Below are 15,112 nucleotides of genomic sequence, written 5' to 3' on the forward strand. Positions count from 1 at the left end.
CTCAGCGCGCCGCGCCGGTGGTCTTGGGCAGCAGCTTCTGCACGTCCGCGGTCATGTCGGCGAGGACGGCCTCGGGCTCCTTGGCGCGCGCGCCGGAGATGATCGAGTTGAGATGGTCCTTGATCACATCGGTGATCTTCAGGCCGTTGTCGCCGGGGAAGGCGTACCATTTGGTGAGCAGCGGGAGCTGGCTGACCGCGGTGTAGTTGTTGGGGTTCTTGACGTAGAAGTCCTTCAGATAGACGTCGTTGGCGACTTTGTTCGGCGGCATGTAACCGGTGGTCTCCGCCATGATCGCGGCGCCCTTGGGGCCGGTCCAGAACTTCACCGCTTCCCAGGCGGCGTCGCGCTTGGCCTTGTCCTTGGCGAGGATCAGCACGACATTGCCGCCGGCCGGCAGCCTGCCGCTCGGAGAGACGACATCCGGGAACGGAATCGTCTTCAGCGCGAACTTGCCGCCGGTCATCTGCGTGACCTTGTTGAGGTCCGAGGTCGAGGTGATGTGAAAGCCGGTTTTGCCGGCCGCGAACGCAGCGCGCATCGACGGCTGGTCGAGATTGGGCATGCCGCCCTCGTTGACGAGCCGCGCAATCATGTTGATGGCGAACTTGCCTTCCGCTCCGTCGAACGCGACCTTGGTCTCGTCTGCATTGAGCATGGTGCCGCCGCGCGCGAAGACCGGCGCCTGCCAGAGCCAGTTGCCGGTGATGTCCCAGGCATAGGTGACGCCGTTGGTGTCGTTGCCGAGCGCCTTGACCTTCTTGGCGAGCGCGATCAGCTCGTCCCAGCTCTTCGGCAGGTGGTTCACGTCGCCGCCGGCCTGCTTCACCAGGTCGAGATTGACGTAGACGATCGGCAGGGAGATCGCAAAGGGAAGGGCGTAGACCTTGCCGCCGGCGGTGCCGATGTCATACATCGCCTGGTGGAAGCCCTGCTTGTCGAAGTCCTTTTCGGCCGCGATGTAGCCGCCGAGCTCGGCCGGGATGTTCTTGTCGACCAGGACGCGGATGCGGTTCAGTCCCTGGAAGGACACGTCGGGCATCTGGTTGGTGACGGCTTCGCGCAGCACCTTCTGGGTGGCGTCCTCGTAGGATTCGTAAGGCGCCCGCATCGTAACCTTGATCTCCGGGTGCACCTTGGCGAACTCCTCGGCGATGCGCTTGTGCGTCTCCGTGAACAGCTCCGGATAGGGATACTGCATCACGATCTCGGTTTTTGTCTGCGCGAGGGCAGAGCCGGCCACTAGCGACAGAGCCGCCGCGGCGATGATGGACTTCAGCATGGATAGACTCCTGTTTGAGGTGAGGTGGTTACTTGATCCCGGTGAGGGTGATGCCCTCGATGAAACGGCGCTGGGCGAAGAGGAAAGCGATGACGAGCGGCGCGATGATCACCATTGCCGCGGCCATCAGCGGGCCGTAGCTGGTGCCGGCTTCGCTGTTGCGGAAATGCGCGACCGCAAGCGGTGGCGTACGCAGTTGCTCGCTGTTGAGCACGATCAGCGGCCAGAAGTAATCGTTCCAGTGCGCGACCACGGAGAAGATGCCGAAGGCGGTGACGGCCGGGATCGCGGCCGGCAGCATCACCCGCCAGACGATGCCGAATTCGGAGATGCCGTCCATGCGCGCGGCATCGACGAGATCGTCCGGCACGGTCTTGAAGAACTGGCGCATCAGGAAGATGCCGAAGACCGAGATCGTGAAGGGCAGGACGAGCGCGGCATAGCTGTCGAGCAGGCCGGCCTTGTGCAGCATCAGGAAGACGGGGACCGCGGTCGCCTGCGGGGGGATCAGGATCCCGAACAGCACGAGCGCAAACAGCGTCTCGCGGCCGAGGAAGCGAAGTTTCGCGAGCGCGTAGGCCGCCGGCAGCGCCACCATGATCTGCAGCACGAAGATCGAGACCGTGACGATGACGCCGTTGATCAGGAAGCGCAGGAGATTGGCCTTGGCGAAGGCTTCGCGCAGGTTCTCCGCCAGTGCGAACTGGTGCGGGATCAGGTGCAGCTCGCTGGAAAAGATCTCGGTCTGCGGCTTGGACGCGGTCGAGATCATCCAGATGAAGGGTGCCAGCATGAGCGCGGCGCCCGCGATCAGGAGCACGTGGCGGAGGATCGCCCGGAACGGGATGGGATGCGCGTAGCTCATGTGTAATGCACGCCGCGATCGGCGAGCCACGATTTGACCAGGGTGAGCAGGAGGACGAAGACCAGGAAGACGACGGTGATCGCGGCGGCATAGCCTGAACGGAAGAACTCGAAGCCTTCCGTGTACATGGTGTGGATCAGGACCTCGGTGGATTTCGACGGGCCGCCCTTGGTCAATACGTGCACGGTGTCGAACACCTGGAAGGAGCGGATGCCGGAGATCACGACCACGAAGGTCGTGACCGGCCCCAGCATCGGCCAGGTCACGAGGCGGAAGCGGGCCCAGCCGCTCGACGCACCGTCGATTTCGGCCGCCTCGTAGAGCTGCTTGGGGATCGAGACGAGGCCGGCGAGGAACAGCACCATGTTGAAGCCGACCGCCTGCCAGATGCCGATCGCGCACAGCGCATAGAGCGCCGTGCTGCTGTCCTGCAGCCAGGCAAAGGCCGGCAGGCCCGCGCCGCGCAACATCCCGTTCACCAGGCCGAATTGCGGGTGCAGCATGAATTCCCACACGACGGCCATCGCGATCAGGGTCGCCATGACGGGCAGGAAATAGATCGTCCGGTAGAGGCTGCGCAGGCTGGTGCCGCTCTGGATCAGGAGCGCGATCGCAAGGCCTGCGATCACGGCGCCGGGCACCACGATCACGACGTAAGCCAGCGTGTTGCGCAGTGCGATCCAGAACACCTTGTCGGCGAACAGGTCCTGGTAGTTGGCCAGCCCGATCCAGGAGAAATGCGGCGCGCCGAGCTGATAGTCGGTGAAGGAGAGGGCGATCACGCCGGCGAGCGGACCAAGCAGCATGATCAGCATCAGCGCCGCGGCCGGCGTCACCAGGGCGTAAGCGGAGTATGTACGTCGGCTGCCGTGGGCCGACAATGTGCGCCGTGTCGCGCCTGCGGGAACGGCGACCGCGCCAATCGTCATGGAGCCGTCAGACATGGGCGGGCTCACGGATGCGCTCGGGCTGCTCCACTCTGAGCTCGATCCGCTTGCCGGCCGGATCGAAAATCCGCACCGCGTCGGGGGCGAAACCGAAGGCGACGGAGCTGGCCATCGCAGGCAAGTGCCTGACGTCCGCGAGCCGCGCGATCAGGCGCAATCCGGGGCCTTCGATCGCAAGGTGCACGAATGCCTCGGCGCCGAGATTCTCCAGATGGACGACGGTTCCGGAGAACGGCCCCGTGCCGAGGTCGATCCGCTCCGGGCGGACGCCGACACGGCATTCGCCGGCCGCCGCACTGCACGCAAGCTTCAGGGCAGTCCCCAGCACGTCGATGCCGCCGTCCTTCCGGATCCGGCCGGGAAGGACGTTGATCTTGGGGCTGCCGATGAATTCGGCAACACGGATGTCGTCGGGATCGTTGTAGATCTCCGCGGGCGTCCCGGCCTGAATCAATTCGCCGCCCATCATGACGGCGATCCGGCTCGACATCGTCATCGCCTCGGCCTGGTCGTGCGTGACGTAGACGAACGTCGCCTTGAGGCGGCGATGCAGCTCGGCGAGCTCTGCGCGCATATGGACGCGCAGCTTTGCGTCGAGATTGGAGAGCGGTTCATCGAACAGGAAAGCCAGCGGCTCGCGCACCATGGCGCGTCCGACCGCGACGCGTTGCCGCTGTCCACCCGACAATTGCCCGGGCTTGCGCCGCAGCAATGGAGCGATGTCGAGTTGCTCGGCGATCCCCTCGACGTCGGCGCGAATGTGCCGTTCCTTGGCGCGTCGGCCCGGCAGCAGCGTTCCGAGCAGCGGCAGCCGTTCGAGCGCCGAGAGGCGCCGCATCCGCAACGGCACTGCAATGTTGTCGAAGGTACTCAGATGCGGATAGAGCGCGTAGGATTGGAACACCATCGCGAGGTTGCGCGCGCTCGGGCGGATGGCATCCACGGCGCGGCCGTCGATGTGGACCTGGCCGGAATTCTGCGGTTCGAGCCCGGCAATGATGCGGAGCAGGGTCGATTTGCCGCAGCCGGAAGGACCGACCAGCGAGATGAACTCGCCGTCCTCAATTCGGAAATCAATGCCCTTCAGGACGTCGGTGCCGTCAAAGGATTTGCGGATCGCGGAAAGTTCGATTTGCGCCATGCGCGCTGGTCCCCTGCTGGCCTGTTGCGGCGCACAAGGAGTAGGGAGCGCATCTGACATTCACATTACGGTCAATGGCAGTCCCTATGGTCATCCCAGGTTTTGGTTTTGCCGGGTCCAGGGGACGGGGAGTATCGATTTTGGGGGTGTTGTGGTGGCGTTGACCTCGTCGCGTGTCCGGGCGGTCAATGCGGTGTTCGAGACCGGCAGCTTTGCGGCCGGCGCAAGGCGATTGAGGGTGTCGCAACCGTCAGTTGCGCAGCTCGTGCGCGATCTGGAGGCCGAGTTCGCGGTTGCACTGTTCGACCGGCACGGCCAGAGTCTGATCGCGACACCGCTGTGCCGGCGGCTCTACGCAGCGACGAGCCGCATGCAGGCGATCGAGGCGGACGCACTGGCCATCCTGCAGCAGCGCGATGAGCTCACGGGGGGTGAGCTTCGCATCGGGCTCGGCAATGCCATGCCGGGCATGGCGCTGATCGCGGCGTTCCGCAATCTGTATCCGAAGATCCAGATCAACATCGAGATCGGCAGCTGGTCGGCGATCATGGCCGCGGTGGTCGACCAGCGTGTCGACGTCGCCGTGTTGCCGGAGGTGCCGCAGGACAACCGCTTCCGGCGCGAGCCCTGCGTGCAGCAGCGCGTCGTGGCGATCTGTCATCCCGTTCACGAGCTCAGTCGCCAATCGCGCGTGTCGATCGCCGGCCTCGTGCAATATCCGCTGGTCTTTCGCACCCGGGATTCCGCGACCCAGCGCGCCGTGGACAGGGCGTTTCGCGTCGTCAACCTGCGCGCCACTCCGGCGATCATCGTCAATACGCGCGAGGGGATGCTGGAGGCGGTTGCCAACCGGCTCGGTGTCGGCTTCGTCTGGGAGCACGGCTCGAGCCGCATCGATCGGATCGCGAAGGTGGCGATCGCGGAGATCGAGGCGGATTCGCCCGAATACATCTTCTCGCTGGCCGGCAAACGCGGCAAGCTGGTCGAGCTGTTCTATCTCGCCAGAAGTCTCTCGCGCACGACCGACGGCGCCGACATCCTGGCCGCGCCTTGACGCGGCCGTCAGGTCCGGGGCTTTCCAGCCACCTTTGGTTGTTGTTGACTGTGACGACAGCCGTGATGTTGCGCAGCGGGACGACAAGATATTTACGTATTTTTGCTCCGGAAGTTGGTTACCCTGGCCCAAGATGAGCTATGCTCCCCGCCGCGTCGAAGACAAGAACGAGACGTCGGGAGTGGCATGGGACACGAGCGGCGGACGGGGCTGCATCCATGATAACCTTACCGAGACTGGCGGCTGAATCCCTGGAGCAGTTCCTCGGTAAGTTCATGCGTCGCCGGTACGATGAGACTTCTGCAAATATCGTCGAGAGCGCGACCCGTACCGCGATGGAATGCATCGGCAACAGCGATGCGCTCTACCACAACATCGAGCATACGATGCTGGTGACGCTGGCAGCCCAGGCGATCCTCCGCGGCCGGAGTCTTCATACGCATCTGTCGGCCGAGGATTACGTCCATGTCCTGATCGCCTGCCTCGCCCATGACATCGGCTATGTGCGCGGGCTGTTCGAGGAGGACGACGTCGACGGCTTCGTGATCGATGCGGCCGACACCAAGGTCTCGTTGCCGCGTGGCGCGTCGGACGCGAGCTTGATGATGTATCACGTTGACCGGTCGAAGCTCTATGTGACGCGGCGGCTCCGACACATTCCCGGCCTCGACCCGGACCGCATCGCCCGTGCCATCGAGGGGACGCGCTTTCCGGCCCGCGAAGGGCAGGAATATGACGACGAAGCCTCGATCCTGCGCGCGGCCGATTTCATCGGCCAGCTCGGCGATCCCAACTATCTGCGCAAGGCCAACGCGCTCTACTACGAGTTCGAGGAGGTCGGCATCAACCGTCAGCTCGGCTACGACTCGCCCGCCGACATCGTGAACCGCTACCCGCAATTCTATTGGAACAGCGTCGCACCGCACATCCAGACCGAGATCGGCTATCTCAATAAGACCGAGATCGGCCGGCAATGGATCGCCAACCTCTACAGCAATGTGTTCCGCGCCGAACGCGACATCTCGCTGTCCGGTCCGCAGAGATAGGCCGGGCTACGATCGCGATCGCTCCGCGAGACATGCATGCAACAGAAGACCATCGCCACTGACGTCCTCGACATCGCCTATCGCGAATACGGCGTGCCGGACGGCTGGCCTTGCATCCTCGGGCACGGTTTTCCCTATGACGTGAACGCCTACGCCGACGCCGCGCCGATCATTGCCGAGGCAGGCGCGCGCGTGCTGGTGCCCTGGCTGCGCGGCTACGGCCCGACGCGGTTTCGTTCCGCCGGGACGCTGCGCTCCGGCGAGCAGGCAGCCCTTGGCGCCGATCTTCTTGCCTTCATTGATGCGCTCGGCATCGAGCGCGCCATCGTCGGTGGCTATGACTGGGGCGGGCGTGCGGCTTGCGTTGTCTCGGCGCTCTATCCGGAGCGCGTGATCGGGCTCGTCTCCGGCAATTCCTACAACATCCAGAACATCGCCCGCGCCATGGAGCCGGCCTCGCCGCCGGAGGAGGCGGCGCTCTGGTATCAATATCTCTTCCACAACGAACGCGGCCGCCGCGCGCTGGAGCGCAACCGCCGCGGCTTTGCCCGCCAGCTCTGGACGATGTGGTCGCCGAAATGGGCGTTCGACGACGCGACGTTCGAGACGAGCGCTGTGTCCTTCGACAATCCTGATTTCGTCGATGTCGTGATCCACTCCTACCGCCATCGCTATGCGCTGGTGGCGGGCGACCCCGCCTATGCTGCGATCGAGGCCCGGCTTGCCGCGCAGCCGCCGATCCGCGTCCCGACGATTGCAATCGATGGCGACAGCGACGGCGTCAATCCGGGCACCGCCCACCACGCGCGCAAGTTCGAGGGATTCTTCGAGCGGCGCGTCTTCAAGGATGCAGGCCATAACTTGCCGCAGGAGCGGCCCGCCGAATGGGCCCAGGCCGTGCTCGACATTCGCAACGCTGCCGAGCGCGCCTGATCATTGCAGGACATGGCAGACGGATTCGCTGCATTCGATCTTGATTTGCGTCAATGTTGCTGCCGGTGAGGAGTGTTCTGCTGGCTGTCGCCCCGGTCCGGTTCGTGCTATCTTGAATTGTGCCTCCGGGCTTTGCAACAGGAGTGGCGGCCATGACGAGTGCTTCGGATACGTCTCACCATGCGAGCCTCGGCTCGGGTATCGCCGCGCTTCATGCCAAATGGGGCTGGATCGTCGCGCTCGGCGTCGTTTATCTGATCGCCGGCTTCGTCGCGCTCGGCAGCGTCGTGATGGCGACGGTGGCGAGCGTGATCGTGGTTGGCGCGATGATGATCGTGGCCGGTGTCGCCGAGGTGATCGGCGCATTCCAGGTGAAGAGCTGGGGCAAATTCCTGATCTGGGCGCTGCTCGGCGTGCTCTATATAGTCGCCGGCTTCCTGACCTTCACGAATCCGCTGTTCGCGGCAGTCCTGCTGACGCTGTTTTTGGGGGCATCGCTGATCGCCTCGGGCGCCGTCAGGCTGTTTCTCGCCTTCAGCATGAAACGAGAGAGTCCGTGGGTGTGGGTCGCGCTCTCCGGCGCGATCACGTTGCTGCTCGGCCTGCTCATCGTGGCGCGCTGGCCCGTGAACAGCGTCTACATCCTCGGCCTGTTTCTCGGTATCGACCTGATCATGGCCGGTGCCGGCTGGATCAGCCTCGGCTTTGGCTTGAAGCGGCGAGGCTAGGCGCAGGCGCGCGCAGGCTTCTGATCGCCTCTCCGATGGGGAGGTGAAGTTCTGACTCATGCGCTAAGCCGACGCCGAGCCATCAGCAACTCGACGCAAGACCGTCTTGTGGAACTCCGCTGATCTGACGCGCTGACGAAAAGCAGCACGCCGCGTGACTGCCTCGCGCGGCGATAATCAGTGGGAGAAACTATGAAAGCCGCTTTGGCCCTGGCCGCAGCGCTGGCTGCCGCCTGCGTGTCCGCCCCTGTCTGCGCGCAGAAATCCTACGGTCCTGGCGTCAGCGACACCGAGATCAAGATCGGCAACACCATGCCCTATAGCGGCCCGGCCTCGCCGCTCAGCATCACCGGCCGGGTGATCTCCGCCTATTTCGACGAGATCAACGAGAAAGGCGGCGTCAACGGCCGCAAGCTCAATCTGATCTCGCTGGACGACGCCTTCTCCCCGCCCAAGACCATGGAAGCGGCACGGCGCCTCGTCGAGGGTGAAGGCGTCGCCTTCATCTTCGCGACCATGGGCACCGCGCCGAGCTCGGCGATCGCGAAGTATCTCAACGGCAACAAGGTGCCGCAGCTCTTCTTGATCAGCTCGGCCTCGAAGTGGAACGATCCCACCAACATGCCCTGGTCGATGGCGCTGCCCTGGGCGCCGAACTACACCAGCGAGGCCGCGATCGACGTCGCCTATGCCCGCGCCAAGAACCCGAATGCGCGCTTCGCGGTGCTCTATCAGAACGACGATGCCGGCAAGGAATATCTGCGCGGCGTCAAGGAGGCGCTCGGCGCCGACGCCGACAAGGCGATCGCGATGGCCTCGAGCTTCGAGGTCGCCGACCCGACCGTCGATTCCCAGGTGCTGACGCTGGCCAACACCAAGGCCGACGTCTTCCTGATCTATTCGGTGACGCCGCGCGCCTGCGCGCAGGCGATCCGAAAAGCCCATGAGGTCGGCTGGCAGCCGACGCGCTTCCTCGCCAGCGGCTGTGCCAACAAGGCCACCGTGATGGTGCCGGCCGGTCTCGACGCCGGCAAGGGCGTGCTGTCGCTCGGTTCGCTCAAGCCGTTCGTCGCCGAGCCCAAGGACGATCCGGCGATGACGGCCTATATCGATTTCATGAAGCGCCGCCTGCCCAATGCCGACGTCAACAACGTCGCCGGCCTCTATGGCTACACCGTCGCCGAGGCGCTGGTGGTCCTGTTGAGGCAGTGCAAGGACAACCTGACACGCGAGAGCATCATGGCGCAGGCCGCCAACCTGAAGAACGTGCCGCTGTCGCTGCTGATGCCCGGCATCACCCTCAACACCACGCCGCAGGATTTCCGCCCGATCAAGGACGGCTATATGCTCCAGTTCAACGGCAACGACTGGGTCGTGGCGAGCGAGCTCCTGCGCGGGACGTGATGGGAATGTGCCGCTATCGCCGTCGATGACGGCGCGCATCCTTCGAGACGCCCGCTTCGCGGGCTCCTCAGGATGAGGGCGGAGTGCGCGGCGGCGGCTTCAACGGGTCAGGTTCAACAGGCGCGAACGCCGCTGAGCCTCACCCTGAGGAGACCGCGAAGCGGGCGTCTCGAAGGGCGAGGCGTGCGCTCCGTCGACCGCCACGTGCGATTTCCTTCGGCTCCAACAGGAGACCACCATGGACTTTCAACACTCTCCCCGTTCGCTCGAGCTGCAGGACCGCGTGCGCCAGTTCATGCGGACGCATGTCGAGCCGGTCGAGGAGCTCTATTACGAGCAGGTGAAGCCGGAAGGATCGCGCTACAAGACGCCGCCTGTCTTGCAGGACCTGAAGCGGCTGGCGCGGGAGCAGGGGCTCTGGAACCTGTTCCTGTCAGGCGAGCATGGCCAAGACCTTAACAACACGGGCCTGACCAATCTCGAATATGCGCCCGTGAAGGAGATCATGGGCCGCATCCTCTGGGCGCCCGAGGTGTTCAATTGCTCGGCGCCCGACGTCGGCAACATGGAGGTGCTGGCGAACTACGGCACGCCGGCGCAGCAGGAGCGCTGGCTGAAGCCGCTCTTGGAGGGACGCATCCGCTCCGGCTTCTCGATGACGGAGCCGCAGGTTGCCTCCAGCGACGCCACCAACATCCAGTGCGAGATCCGCCGCGACGGCGGCGACTATCTCGTCAACGGCCGCAAATGGTTCACGCCTGGCGCGATGAACGAGGATTGCGAGATCCTGATCGTGATGGGCAAGACCGCGCCGGATCATCCCGACCGCCATCGCCAGCAATCCATGATCCTGGTGCCGAAGAATACGCCCGGCGTGCGCATCGTCCGCGACATGCTCACTTACGGCTATGACGACGCGCCGGTCGGCCACCCCGAGATCGTCTACGAGAATGTCCGCGTGCCCGCCGAGAACATCCTGCTCGGCGAGGGCCGCGGCTTCGAGATCGCGCAAGGCCGGCTCGGCCCCGGCCGCATCCACCACTGCATGCGGCTGATCGGCTGCGCCCAACGCGCGCTGGAATTGATGTGCCAGCGCGCGGTCTCGCGCACGGCTTTCGGCAAGCCGCTCGCCGAGCAGGGCTCGGTGCGAGAGGACATCGCAAACTCCTTCTGCGAGATCGCGCAGGCGCGCTTGTTGACGCTGCAGGCCGCGGACAAAATGGACCGCGACGGCAACAAGGCTGCGCGCGACCTGATCGCCGCCGCCAAGATCGTGGTCCCCAGCATGGCCGCGCGCGTCATCGACCGCGCCATCCAGATCCACGGCGCCGCCGGCGTCTCGCAGGATACGTTCCTCGCGCGTGCCTACGTCTACGCCCGCTTCATCCGCATCGGCGACGGGCCGGATCAGGTGCATCTGGCTGCGGTGGGCAAGGAGCTGATCAAGCGGGGCGGGTTGATGGGGTAGGCAGACAGCTTCCCAGGGGCTCGCGTAAAAATGACTGCCCCATCTGGTCAGCAGGTAGCATGGTATGCTTTGATGGACCGGATTATTTGGTGCGTCACTGCCGACGTTGTTGCGCTCGGCACATAAGCGAGCAGATCAATAATGTACAGTTCCGCCCCGAGCAGCCGGACGTCCGGCGCGCGATCCATCGCGGCCATTTTCGCCTCCATCCTGACCATCCTGATCATCTGTAGCGGCCCATCCGTGCTTGCAGCGGTCGAGCCTTTTCCCGCGAATTTCAGAATCGAGCGTATTTCGGTCAACGGCGTCACCCTGCATGTCCGCGTTGGCGGACGGGGACCGGCTGTCGTACTCCTGCACGGCTTCGCCGACACGGGCGACATGTGGGCGCCGCTCGCCAAGGCGCTTTACAAGGACCACACCGTGATCGTTCCAGACCTGCGCGGTATGGGGCTGTCGTCCCACCCCGCAGGGGGCTACGACAAGAAAAATCAGGGTGTCGACATCGCCATGGTGATGGACAAGCTCAACGTCCAGAAAGCCGATCTAGTGACGCACGACATCGGCAACATGGTGGGCTATGCGCTCGCGGCGCAATATCCCGATCGCATCACCAAATGGGTCGTCATCGACGCGCCGCTGCCCGGCATCGGTCCCTGGGACGAAATCCTGAAAAGCCCCATGCTATGGCATTTTAATTTCCGCGGCCCTGACGTCGATCGCTTGGTCAAGGGCCGCGAGCGCATCTATCTCGACCGGTTCTACAACGAGCTGTCGGCTGATCCCAAGGCAATCGACGAAGCGACGCGCAACCATTATGCGAAACTATACGCCCGGCCGGGTAACATGCATTACGCCTTCGAGCAGTTCGCGGCGTTCGGGAAGGACGCTACCGACAACAAGGTTTTTGCCGGGAACAAGTTGATTATGCCGATCCTTGCCCTTGGCGCCGAAAAGTCCTTTGGCAATCAGCAAGCGGCGATCATGCGTGAAGTCGGCACCAAGGTCGACGGCGGCATCATCACCGGCTCCGGACATTGGATCATGGAAGAGCAGCCCACGCAGACCGTGAGCAAGGTGCGCGCTTTCCTCGACGGGAAATGACGGGCAAGCGGCTTCAGCCGTATCGGCGACGGTCCGGACCAGATGCATCTGGCCGCGGTGGGCAAGGAGCTGATCCGGCGGGGCGGGGTGATGGGGTAGGGATATTGTGGGATCGACGGCGAGCGGTACGTGGCGGTCAAGCCAGTGTCTCCAACTGAGTCATATCTTCGATACTTTCGCGATCGTCCCGTGTCCTTCGTGGGGGCGCGGCCGCCGCCCGCCCATCAATCGCAGTATTCGGCGGTGGAGAATTTGAGCATTGTACGGCGCCGGAAGCGGCCCTCCGTCGCACAGCGATGCCGCAACATCGACGGCTCGTTTGGTGGTGCCGGTGAGGCGCAATTCGAGATCGGACCGATGATCCCTGAGCCATTTCGCGATTCCGAACTCGTCACCAGCCAGCTCGATGCTGCTGATCACGACGTGTGTCGGGATGCCGCTGTCTTCGAGCAACCGGATCGCCTCGTCAGCGGATCGCGCCTCCAGCACCTTGTACCCGCACCCTCGCAGATAGTCGGCGAGCGACATGCGCACCAGGACGTCCTGTTCTGCGAGTACAATCGTGCGGGTAGCGGTGGTTCGATCGATCTGCATGCCCAACAACCGGCAAGCGGTCGTCTTCGTTCCTATGCGCCGACGATCGATTTGATGTGCCGGATAACGTTGGGAATATCCCACGGCTTCGCGACGAAATGATCGAACTTGGCGCCATCGGGCGGCCGTTCGGATGACGTCATTATGACCTTCAGCTCGGGATATTCACGCTTGATGACGCTCGCGAGGCCGACCCCGTTCATCGATCCCGGCATCTGTATGTCAGTGACAATGAGTGAAACCTGGGTTCTCGATCGAAGAACCTCCAGAGCTTCATCCGCGTCGCCGCACTCGATCACGGAAATCCCGTTCGCTCTCAGCTCGTCCGACACCATGGTGCGGACCAGAACGTCGTCCTCTACGAGCAGGACAGGAGCTTTCGAAAGGGGATTGGTGTCGGTATCCAGCATCCTGCCCGTGGTCACTTTTGACACCCATTCAACAGCTTGGCCGGAAACAACCGTTCGCGGGAGGGTTCGTTCCAGGCAGCGATTTTTGTCATTCAAGCTGGTGCTGCCACCGGGAGCCATAGCGTATGTTAAAGCCCAACAACTGCGGGCCCCCAGCCGCATCGATCATTGCAACGCGGTCGATCGGCTGTACCCAGCGCGCTCGAAGATGTGCCAGCGGTCAGCGTCGCGCGCAGCCTTCGGCAAGCCGCTGGCCGAGCAGGGCTCGGTACGTGAGAATATCGCGCACTCCGCCCGCGAGATCGCACAGGCGCACTTCGCCTTTTGACCCTGCAGCAGACATCACACTCATGACAGGCTACGCAGCTCTTCCACACCGATTGGTGGCTTTGCTCGCCACCCGACGATGAAGGCGCGTTTTGCGAGCCCGTTCCGAACGCGAGCGATCTGCGTTCGCTCTCGATCGAGCCGAAGCCGCAGCAGGGGATCGCGAGTTCCCGAGACGGCGAGGCTCTTGTTGATGACCCAGCCGTATGGTTCGACGCCGGCACGCCGCAAGTCATCCTGAAGGGAGGCGGCCTCGGAAACCGGCGTCGTCTCCGGCAGCGCCACGAGGATAACCTTTGTGTGGTTCGGGTCCTGCAGCCTCATCAACGGGGTAACGATACGTCCTGCACCGGTCGGTGCAACCTGGCTTGTCATCTGGCGGTGATAGGCGCCGGTCGCGTCCAGCAGAAGGAGCGTGTGGCCCGTCGGCGCCGTATCGAGCACGACGAAAGCGCTCCGGCCCTCCGCAACAATGTGTGAGAAGGCGTGGAACACGGCGACCTCTTCCGTGCACGGCGAAGCGAGGTCTTCGAGCAGCAGAGCCTTGGCCTGCTCGTCCAGGTCCCGGCCCCGGCTCGCCAGTATCTTTGCGACATACCGCTCCGTTTCAACCCGGGGATCGATCCGATCGACCGTCAGACCGGGCATGACGCCATCGACGACGAAGCTGACGTGAGCTGCGGGATCGGTCGTGCTGAGATGAACGGCATGACCGCGCTTGGCCAATCCCGCGGCGATGGCCGCGGCGATCGTCGTCTTTCCGACGCCCCCCTTACCCATGACCATGATGAGGCCATGCTTGCCCTGCGCGATATCATCGACCAACCGATCCAGGCCCGGCAGGTCGACCGGTTCAGTGCCGGGCTCGGTGGATACAAGCGGTGGCTGATGGGTCGGCGACAAAAGTGCCCGCAGAGCCACCAGGCCGACGATGTCGAACCCAAGCAGAGGTATTTCGTCGCGCTGCAGTTTCGTGAGCGATGCAGGCATTGCGGCCAGTGCCTCGTCCTGATCCCGCTCGATGGCAACTGCAACGACATCGGTCGTGTCCGTGGCATGGAAGCGCCCGTTCACCACGAGAAGCTGGTTCGAGAGATTGAGCGCGTCAAGTTCGGCCGCCGTTCTGGCCGCCTCGCGGATCGCACCCCGGTCGGCGCGGGTGACCAGAATGATGGTGGTCTGCTTGGAATTGCCCAAGGCTTGGAGCGCCTTGCGAAAGCGGTCTTCCTGCATCTTCAGACCTGAATGCGGCCCGAGGCAGGATGCTCCCCGATCGTTGTCCTTGAGAAAGCCGGTCCATGCCTTTGGCAGGCTCAGGAGCCGCAACGTGTGACCGGTCGGGGCGGTGTCGAATATGATGTGATCGAACCCCGCGATATCGCCGTCCAGCAGTCCCACGAACTCGTCAAAGGCAGCTATTTCGGTGGTGCAGGCGCCGGAGAGCTGCTCGCGCACAGTCGATCGCTCGTCAGGAGAAACCTCCGGTCCGAGCTGTTCAAGCACTTTGCTGCGATAGTTTTCGGCCGCAGCCTCGGGATCGATATTCATCGCCGAAAGTCCGGTCGCGTTTGGCACCGGGGTAGGGCGATCGGTCAAAGTGACCTCGAGCATCTCGTCGAGATTCGACGCAGGGTCGGTGCTGACGATAAGGACGCGCAGTCCGCGGTCGGCCAGGCTAACGGCCGTGGCGCACGCAAGGGAGGTCTTGCCGACTCCGCCCTTGCCGGTAAAGAACAGATATGGGGTCGGGGCGGTCAGCGCGCGAAAGTGGGGCAATATAGGCAGTCCTCATGCCGCAGAGATCACGCG

15 protein-coding genes are annotated in these 15,112 nt (G+C 63.8%); 8 read left to right on the top strand and 7 right to left on the bottom strand.

Annotated features, from left to right (window positions below; translation table 11 throughout):
* Position 1: 1 nt before the first annotated feature.
* The 4 genes from ACSHT2_RS30895 to ACSHT2_RS30910 are packed head-to-tail and all read right to left on the bottom strand — an operon-like array spanning position 2 to position 4,235.
* Positions 2-1,282 carry an ABC transporter substrate-binding protein gene (locus ACSHT2_RS30895; RefSeq protein WP_440638634.1) on the bottom strand — a complete coding sequence of 427 codons (1,281 nt, stop codon included), beginning with the start codon at positions 1,280-1,282 and terminating at the stop codon, positions 2-4.
* A gap of 28 nt (positions 1,283-1,310) precedes the next feature.
* Complete coding sequence (locus tag ACSHT2_RS30900) at positions 1,311-2,147, bottom strand: carbohydrate ABC transporter permease (protein ID WP_440638635.1); 837 nt, start codon at positions 2,145-2,147, stop codon at positions 1,311-1,313.
* Complete coding sequence (locus ACSHT2_RS30905; protein ID WP_440638637.1) at positions 2,144-3,091, bottom strand: carbohydrate ABC transporter permease; 948 nt, start codon at positions 3,089-3,091, stop codon at positions 2,144-2,146. The genes ACSHT2_RS30900 and ACSHT2_RS30905 overlap by 4 nt, the downstream gene beginning before the upstream one ends.
* Positions 3,084-4,235 carry an ABC transporter ATP-binding protein gene (locus tag ACSHT2_RS30910; RefSeq protein WP_440638638.1) on the bottom strand — a complete coding sequence of 384 codons (1,152 nt, stop codon included), beginning with the start codon at positions 4,233-4,235 and terminating at the stop codon, positions 3,084-3,086. The genes ACSHT2_RS30905 and ACSHT2_RS30910 overlap by 8 nt, the downstream gene beginning before the upstream one ends.
* Positions 4,236-4,389: 154 nt before the next feature.
* On the opposite strand from ACSHT2_RS30910, the gene ACSHT2_RS30915 reads away from it, so the two are divergent.
* The 7 genes from ACSHT2_RS30915 (at position 4,390) to ACSHT2_RS30945 (ending at position 11,972) form a co-directional block, all read left to right on the top strand.
* The gene (locus tag ACSHT2_RS30915; protein WP_440638639.1) at positions 4,390-5,289 is read left to right on the top strand and encodes a LysR family transcriptional regulator; all 900 of its coding nucleotides are present in this window, start codon (positions 4,390-4,392) and stop codon (positions 5,287-5,289) included.
* 218 nt (positions 5,290-5,507) lie between these two features.
* Positions 5,508-6,335, top strand: coding sequence for an HD domain-containing protein (locus tag ACSHT2_RS30920; protein WP_319325557.1), 828 nt, complete (start codon positions 5,508-5,510; stop codon positions 6,333-6,335).
* 36 nt (positions 6,336-6,371) lie between these two features.
* Positions 6,372-7,268 (top strand): alpha/beta fold hydrolase, encoded by an 897-nt coding sequence (locus tag ACSHT2_RS30925; RefSeq protein WP_440638640.1) that lies wholly within the window; start codon positions 6,372-6,374, stop codon positions 7,266-7,268.
* Between the two features lie 152 nt (positions 7,269-7,420).
* Complete coding sequence (locus ACSHT2_RS30930) at positions 7,421-7,996, top strand: HdeD family acid-resistance protein (protein WP_440638642.1); 576 nt, start codon at positions 7,421-7,423, stop codon at positions 7,994-7,996.
* Between the two features lie 192 nt (positions 7,997-8,188).
* Complete coding sequence (locus ACSHT2_RS30935) at positions 8,189-9,400, top strand: ABC transporter substrate-binding protein (protein WP_440638644.1); 1,212 nt, start codon at positions 8,189-8,191, stop codon at positions 9,398-9,400.
* Between the two features lie 238 nt (positions 9,401-9,638).
* Positions 9,639-10,868, top strand: coding sequence for an acyl-CoA dehydrogenase family protein (locus tag ACSHT2_RS30940; RefSeq protein WP_440638646.1), 1,230 nt, complete (start codon positions 9,639-9,641; stop codon positions 10,866-10,868).
* A 141-nt stretch (positions 10,869-11,009) separates the two neighbouring features.
* Positions 11,010-11,972, top strand: a complete 963-nt coding sequence (locus ACSHT2_RS30945) for an alpha/beta fold hydrolase (protein ID WP_440638648.1) — start codon at positions 11,010-11,012, stop codon at positions 11,970-11,972.
* A gap of 159 nt (positions 11,973-12,131) precedes the next feature.
* Here the strand turns inward: ACSHT2_RS30945 and ACSHT2_RS30950 are convergent, their stop codons facing one another.
* Both ACSHT2_RS30950 and ACSHT2_RS30955 read right to left on the bottom strand, forming a co-directional pair.
* Positions 12,132-12,566: a response regulator gene (locus tag ACSHT2_RS30950; protein WP_440638649.1), complete on the bottom strand. Its 435-nt coding sequence runs from the start codon at positions 12,564-12,566 to the stop codon at positions 12,132-12,134.
* Positions 12,567-12,598: 32 nt separating this feature from the next.
* Complete coding sequence (locus ACSHT2_RS30955) at positions 12,599-13,072, bottom strand: response regulator (protein ID WP_440638651.1); 474 nt, start codon at positions 13,070-13,072, stop codon at positions 12,599-12,601.
* Between ACSHT2_RS30955 and ACSHT2_RS30960 the strand changes: the two genes are divergently transcribed.
* On the top strand, positions 13,062-13,304 hold the full coding sequence (locus ACSHT2_RS30960; RefSeq protein ID WP_440638652.1) for a hypothetical protein: 243 nt from the start codon (positions 13,062-13,064) through the stop codon (positions 13,302-13,304). The genes ACSHT2_RS30955 and ACSHT2_RS30960 overlap by 11 nt on opposite strands.
* Before the next feature lie 20 nt (positions 13,305-13,324).
* Here the strand turns inward: ACSHT2_RS30960 and arsA are convergent, their stop codons facing one another.
* Positions 13,325-15,079 carry an arsenical pump-driving ATPase gene (gene arsA / locus ACSHT2_RS30965; RefSeq protein WP_440638653.1) on the bottom strand — a complete coding sequence of 585 codons (1,755 nt, stop codon included), beginning with the start codon at positions 15,077-15,079 and terminating at the stop codon, positions 13,325-13,327.
* Positions 15,080-15,112 lie beyond the last annotated feature (33 nt).

The organism is Bradyrhizobium sp. PUT101, assembly GCF_052043945.1.
GTDB lineage: Bacteria > Pseudomonadota > Alphaproteobacteria > Rhizobiales > Xanthobacteraceae > Bradyrhizobium.

Bases quoted from the DNA above. Each gene is read 5' to 3' on its own strand.
- ACSHT2_RS30895 (WP_440638634.1), bottom strand. From the start codon at position 1,282: ATGCTGAAGTCCATCATCGCCGCGGCGGCTCTGTCGCTAGTGGCCGGC.
- ACSHT2_RS30900 (WP_440638635.1), bottom strand. From the start codon at position 2,147: ATGAGCTACGCGCATCCCATCCCGTTCCGGGCGATCCTCCGCCACGTG.
- ACSHT2_RS30905 (WP_440638637.1), bottom strand. From the start codon at position 3,091: ATGTCTGACGGCTCCATGACGATTGGCGCGGTCGCCGTTCCCGCAGGC.
- ACSHT2_RS30910 (WP_440638638.1), bottom strand. From the start codon at position 4,235: ATGGCGCAAATCGAACTTTCCGCGATCCGCAAATCCTTTGACGGCACC.
- ACSHT2_RS30920 (WP_319325557.1), top strand. From the start codon at position 5,508: ATGATAACCTTACCGAGACTGGCGGCTGAATCCCTGGAGCAGTTCCTC.
- ACSHT2_RS30925 (WP_440638640.1), top strand. From the start codon at position 6,372: ATGCAACAGAAGACCATCGCCACTGACGTCCTCGACATCGCCTATCGC.
- ACSHT2_RS30930 (WP_440638642.1), top strand. From the start codon at position 7,421: ATGACGAGTGCTTCGGATACGTCTCACCATGCGAGCCTCGGCTCGGGT.
- ACSHT2_RS30935 (WP_440638644.1), top strand. From the start codon at position 8,189: ATGAAAGCCGCTTTGGCCCTGGCCGCAGCGCTGGCTGCCGCCTGCGTG.
- ACSHT2_RS30940 (WP_440638646.1), top strand. From the start codon at position 9,639: ATGGACTTTCAACACTCTCCCCGTTCGCTCGAGCTGCAGGACCGCGTG.
- ACSHT2_RS30945 (WP_440638648.1), top strand. From the start codon at position 11,010: ATGTACAGTTCCGCCCCGAGCAGCCGGACGTCCGGCGCGCGATCCATC.
- ACSHT2_RS30950 (WP_440638649.1), bottom strand. From the start codon at position 12,566: ATGCAGATCGATCGAACCACCGCTACCCGCACGATTGTACTCGCAGAA.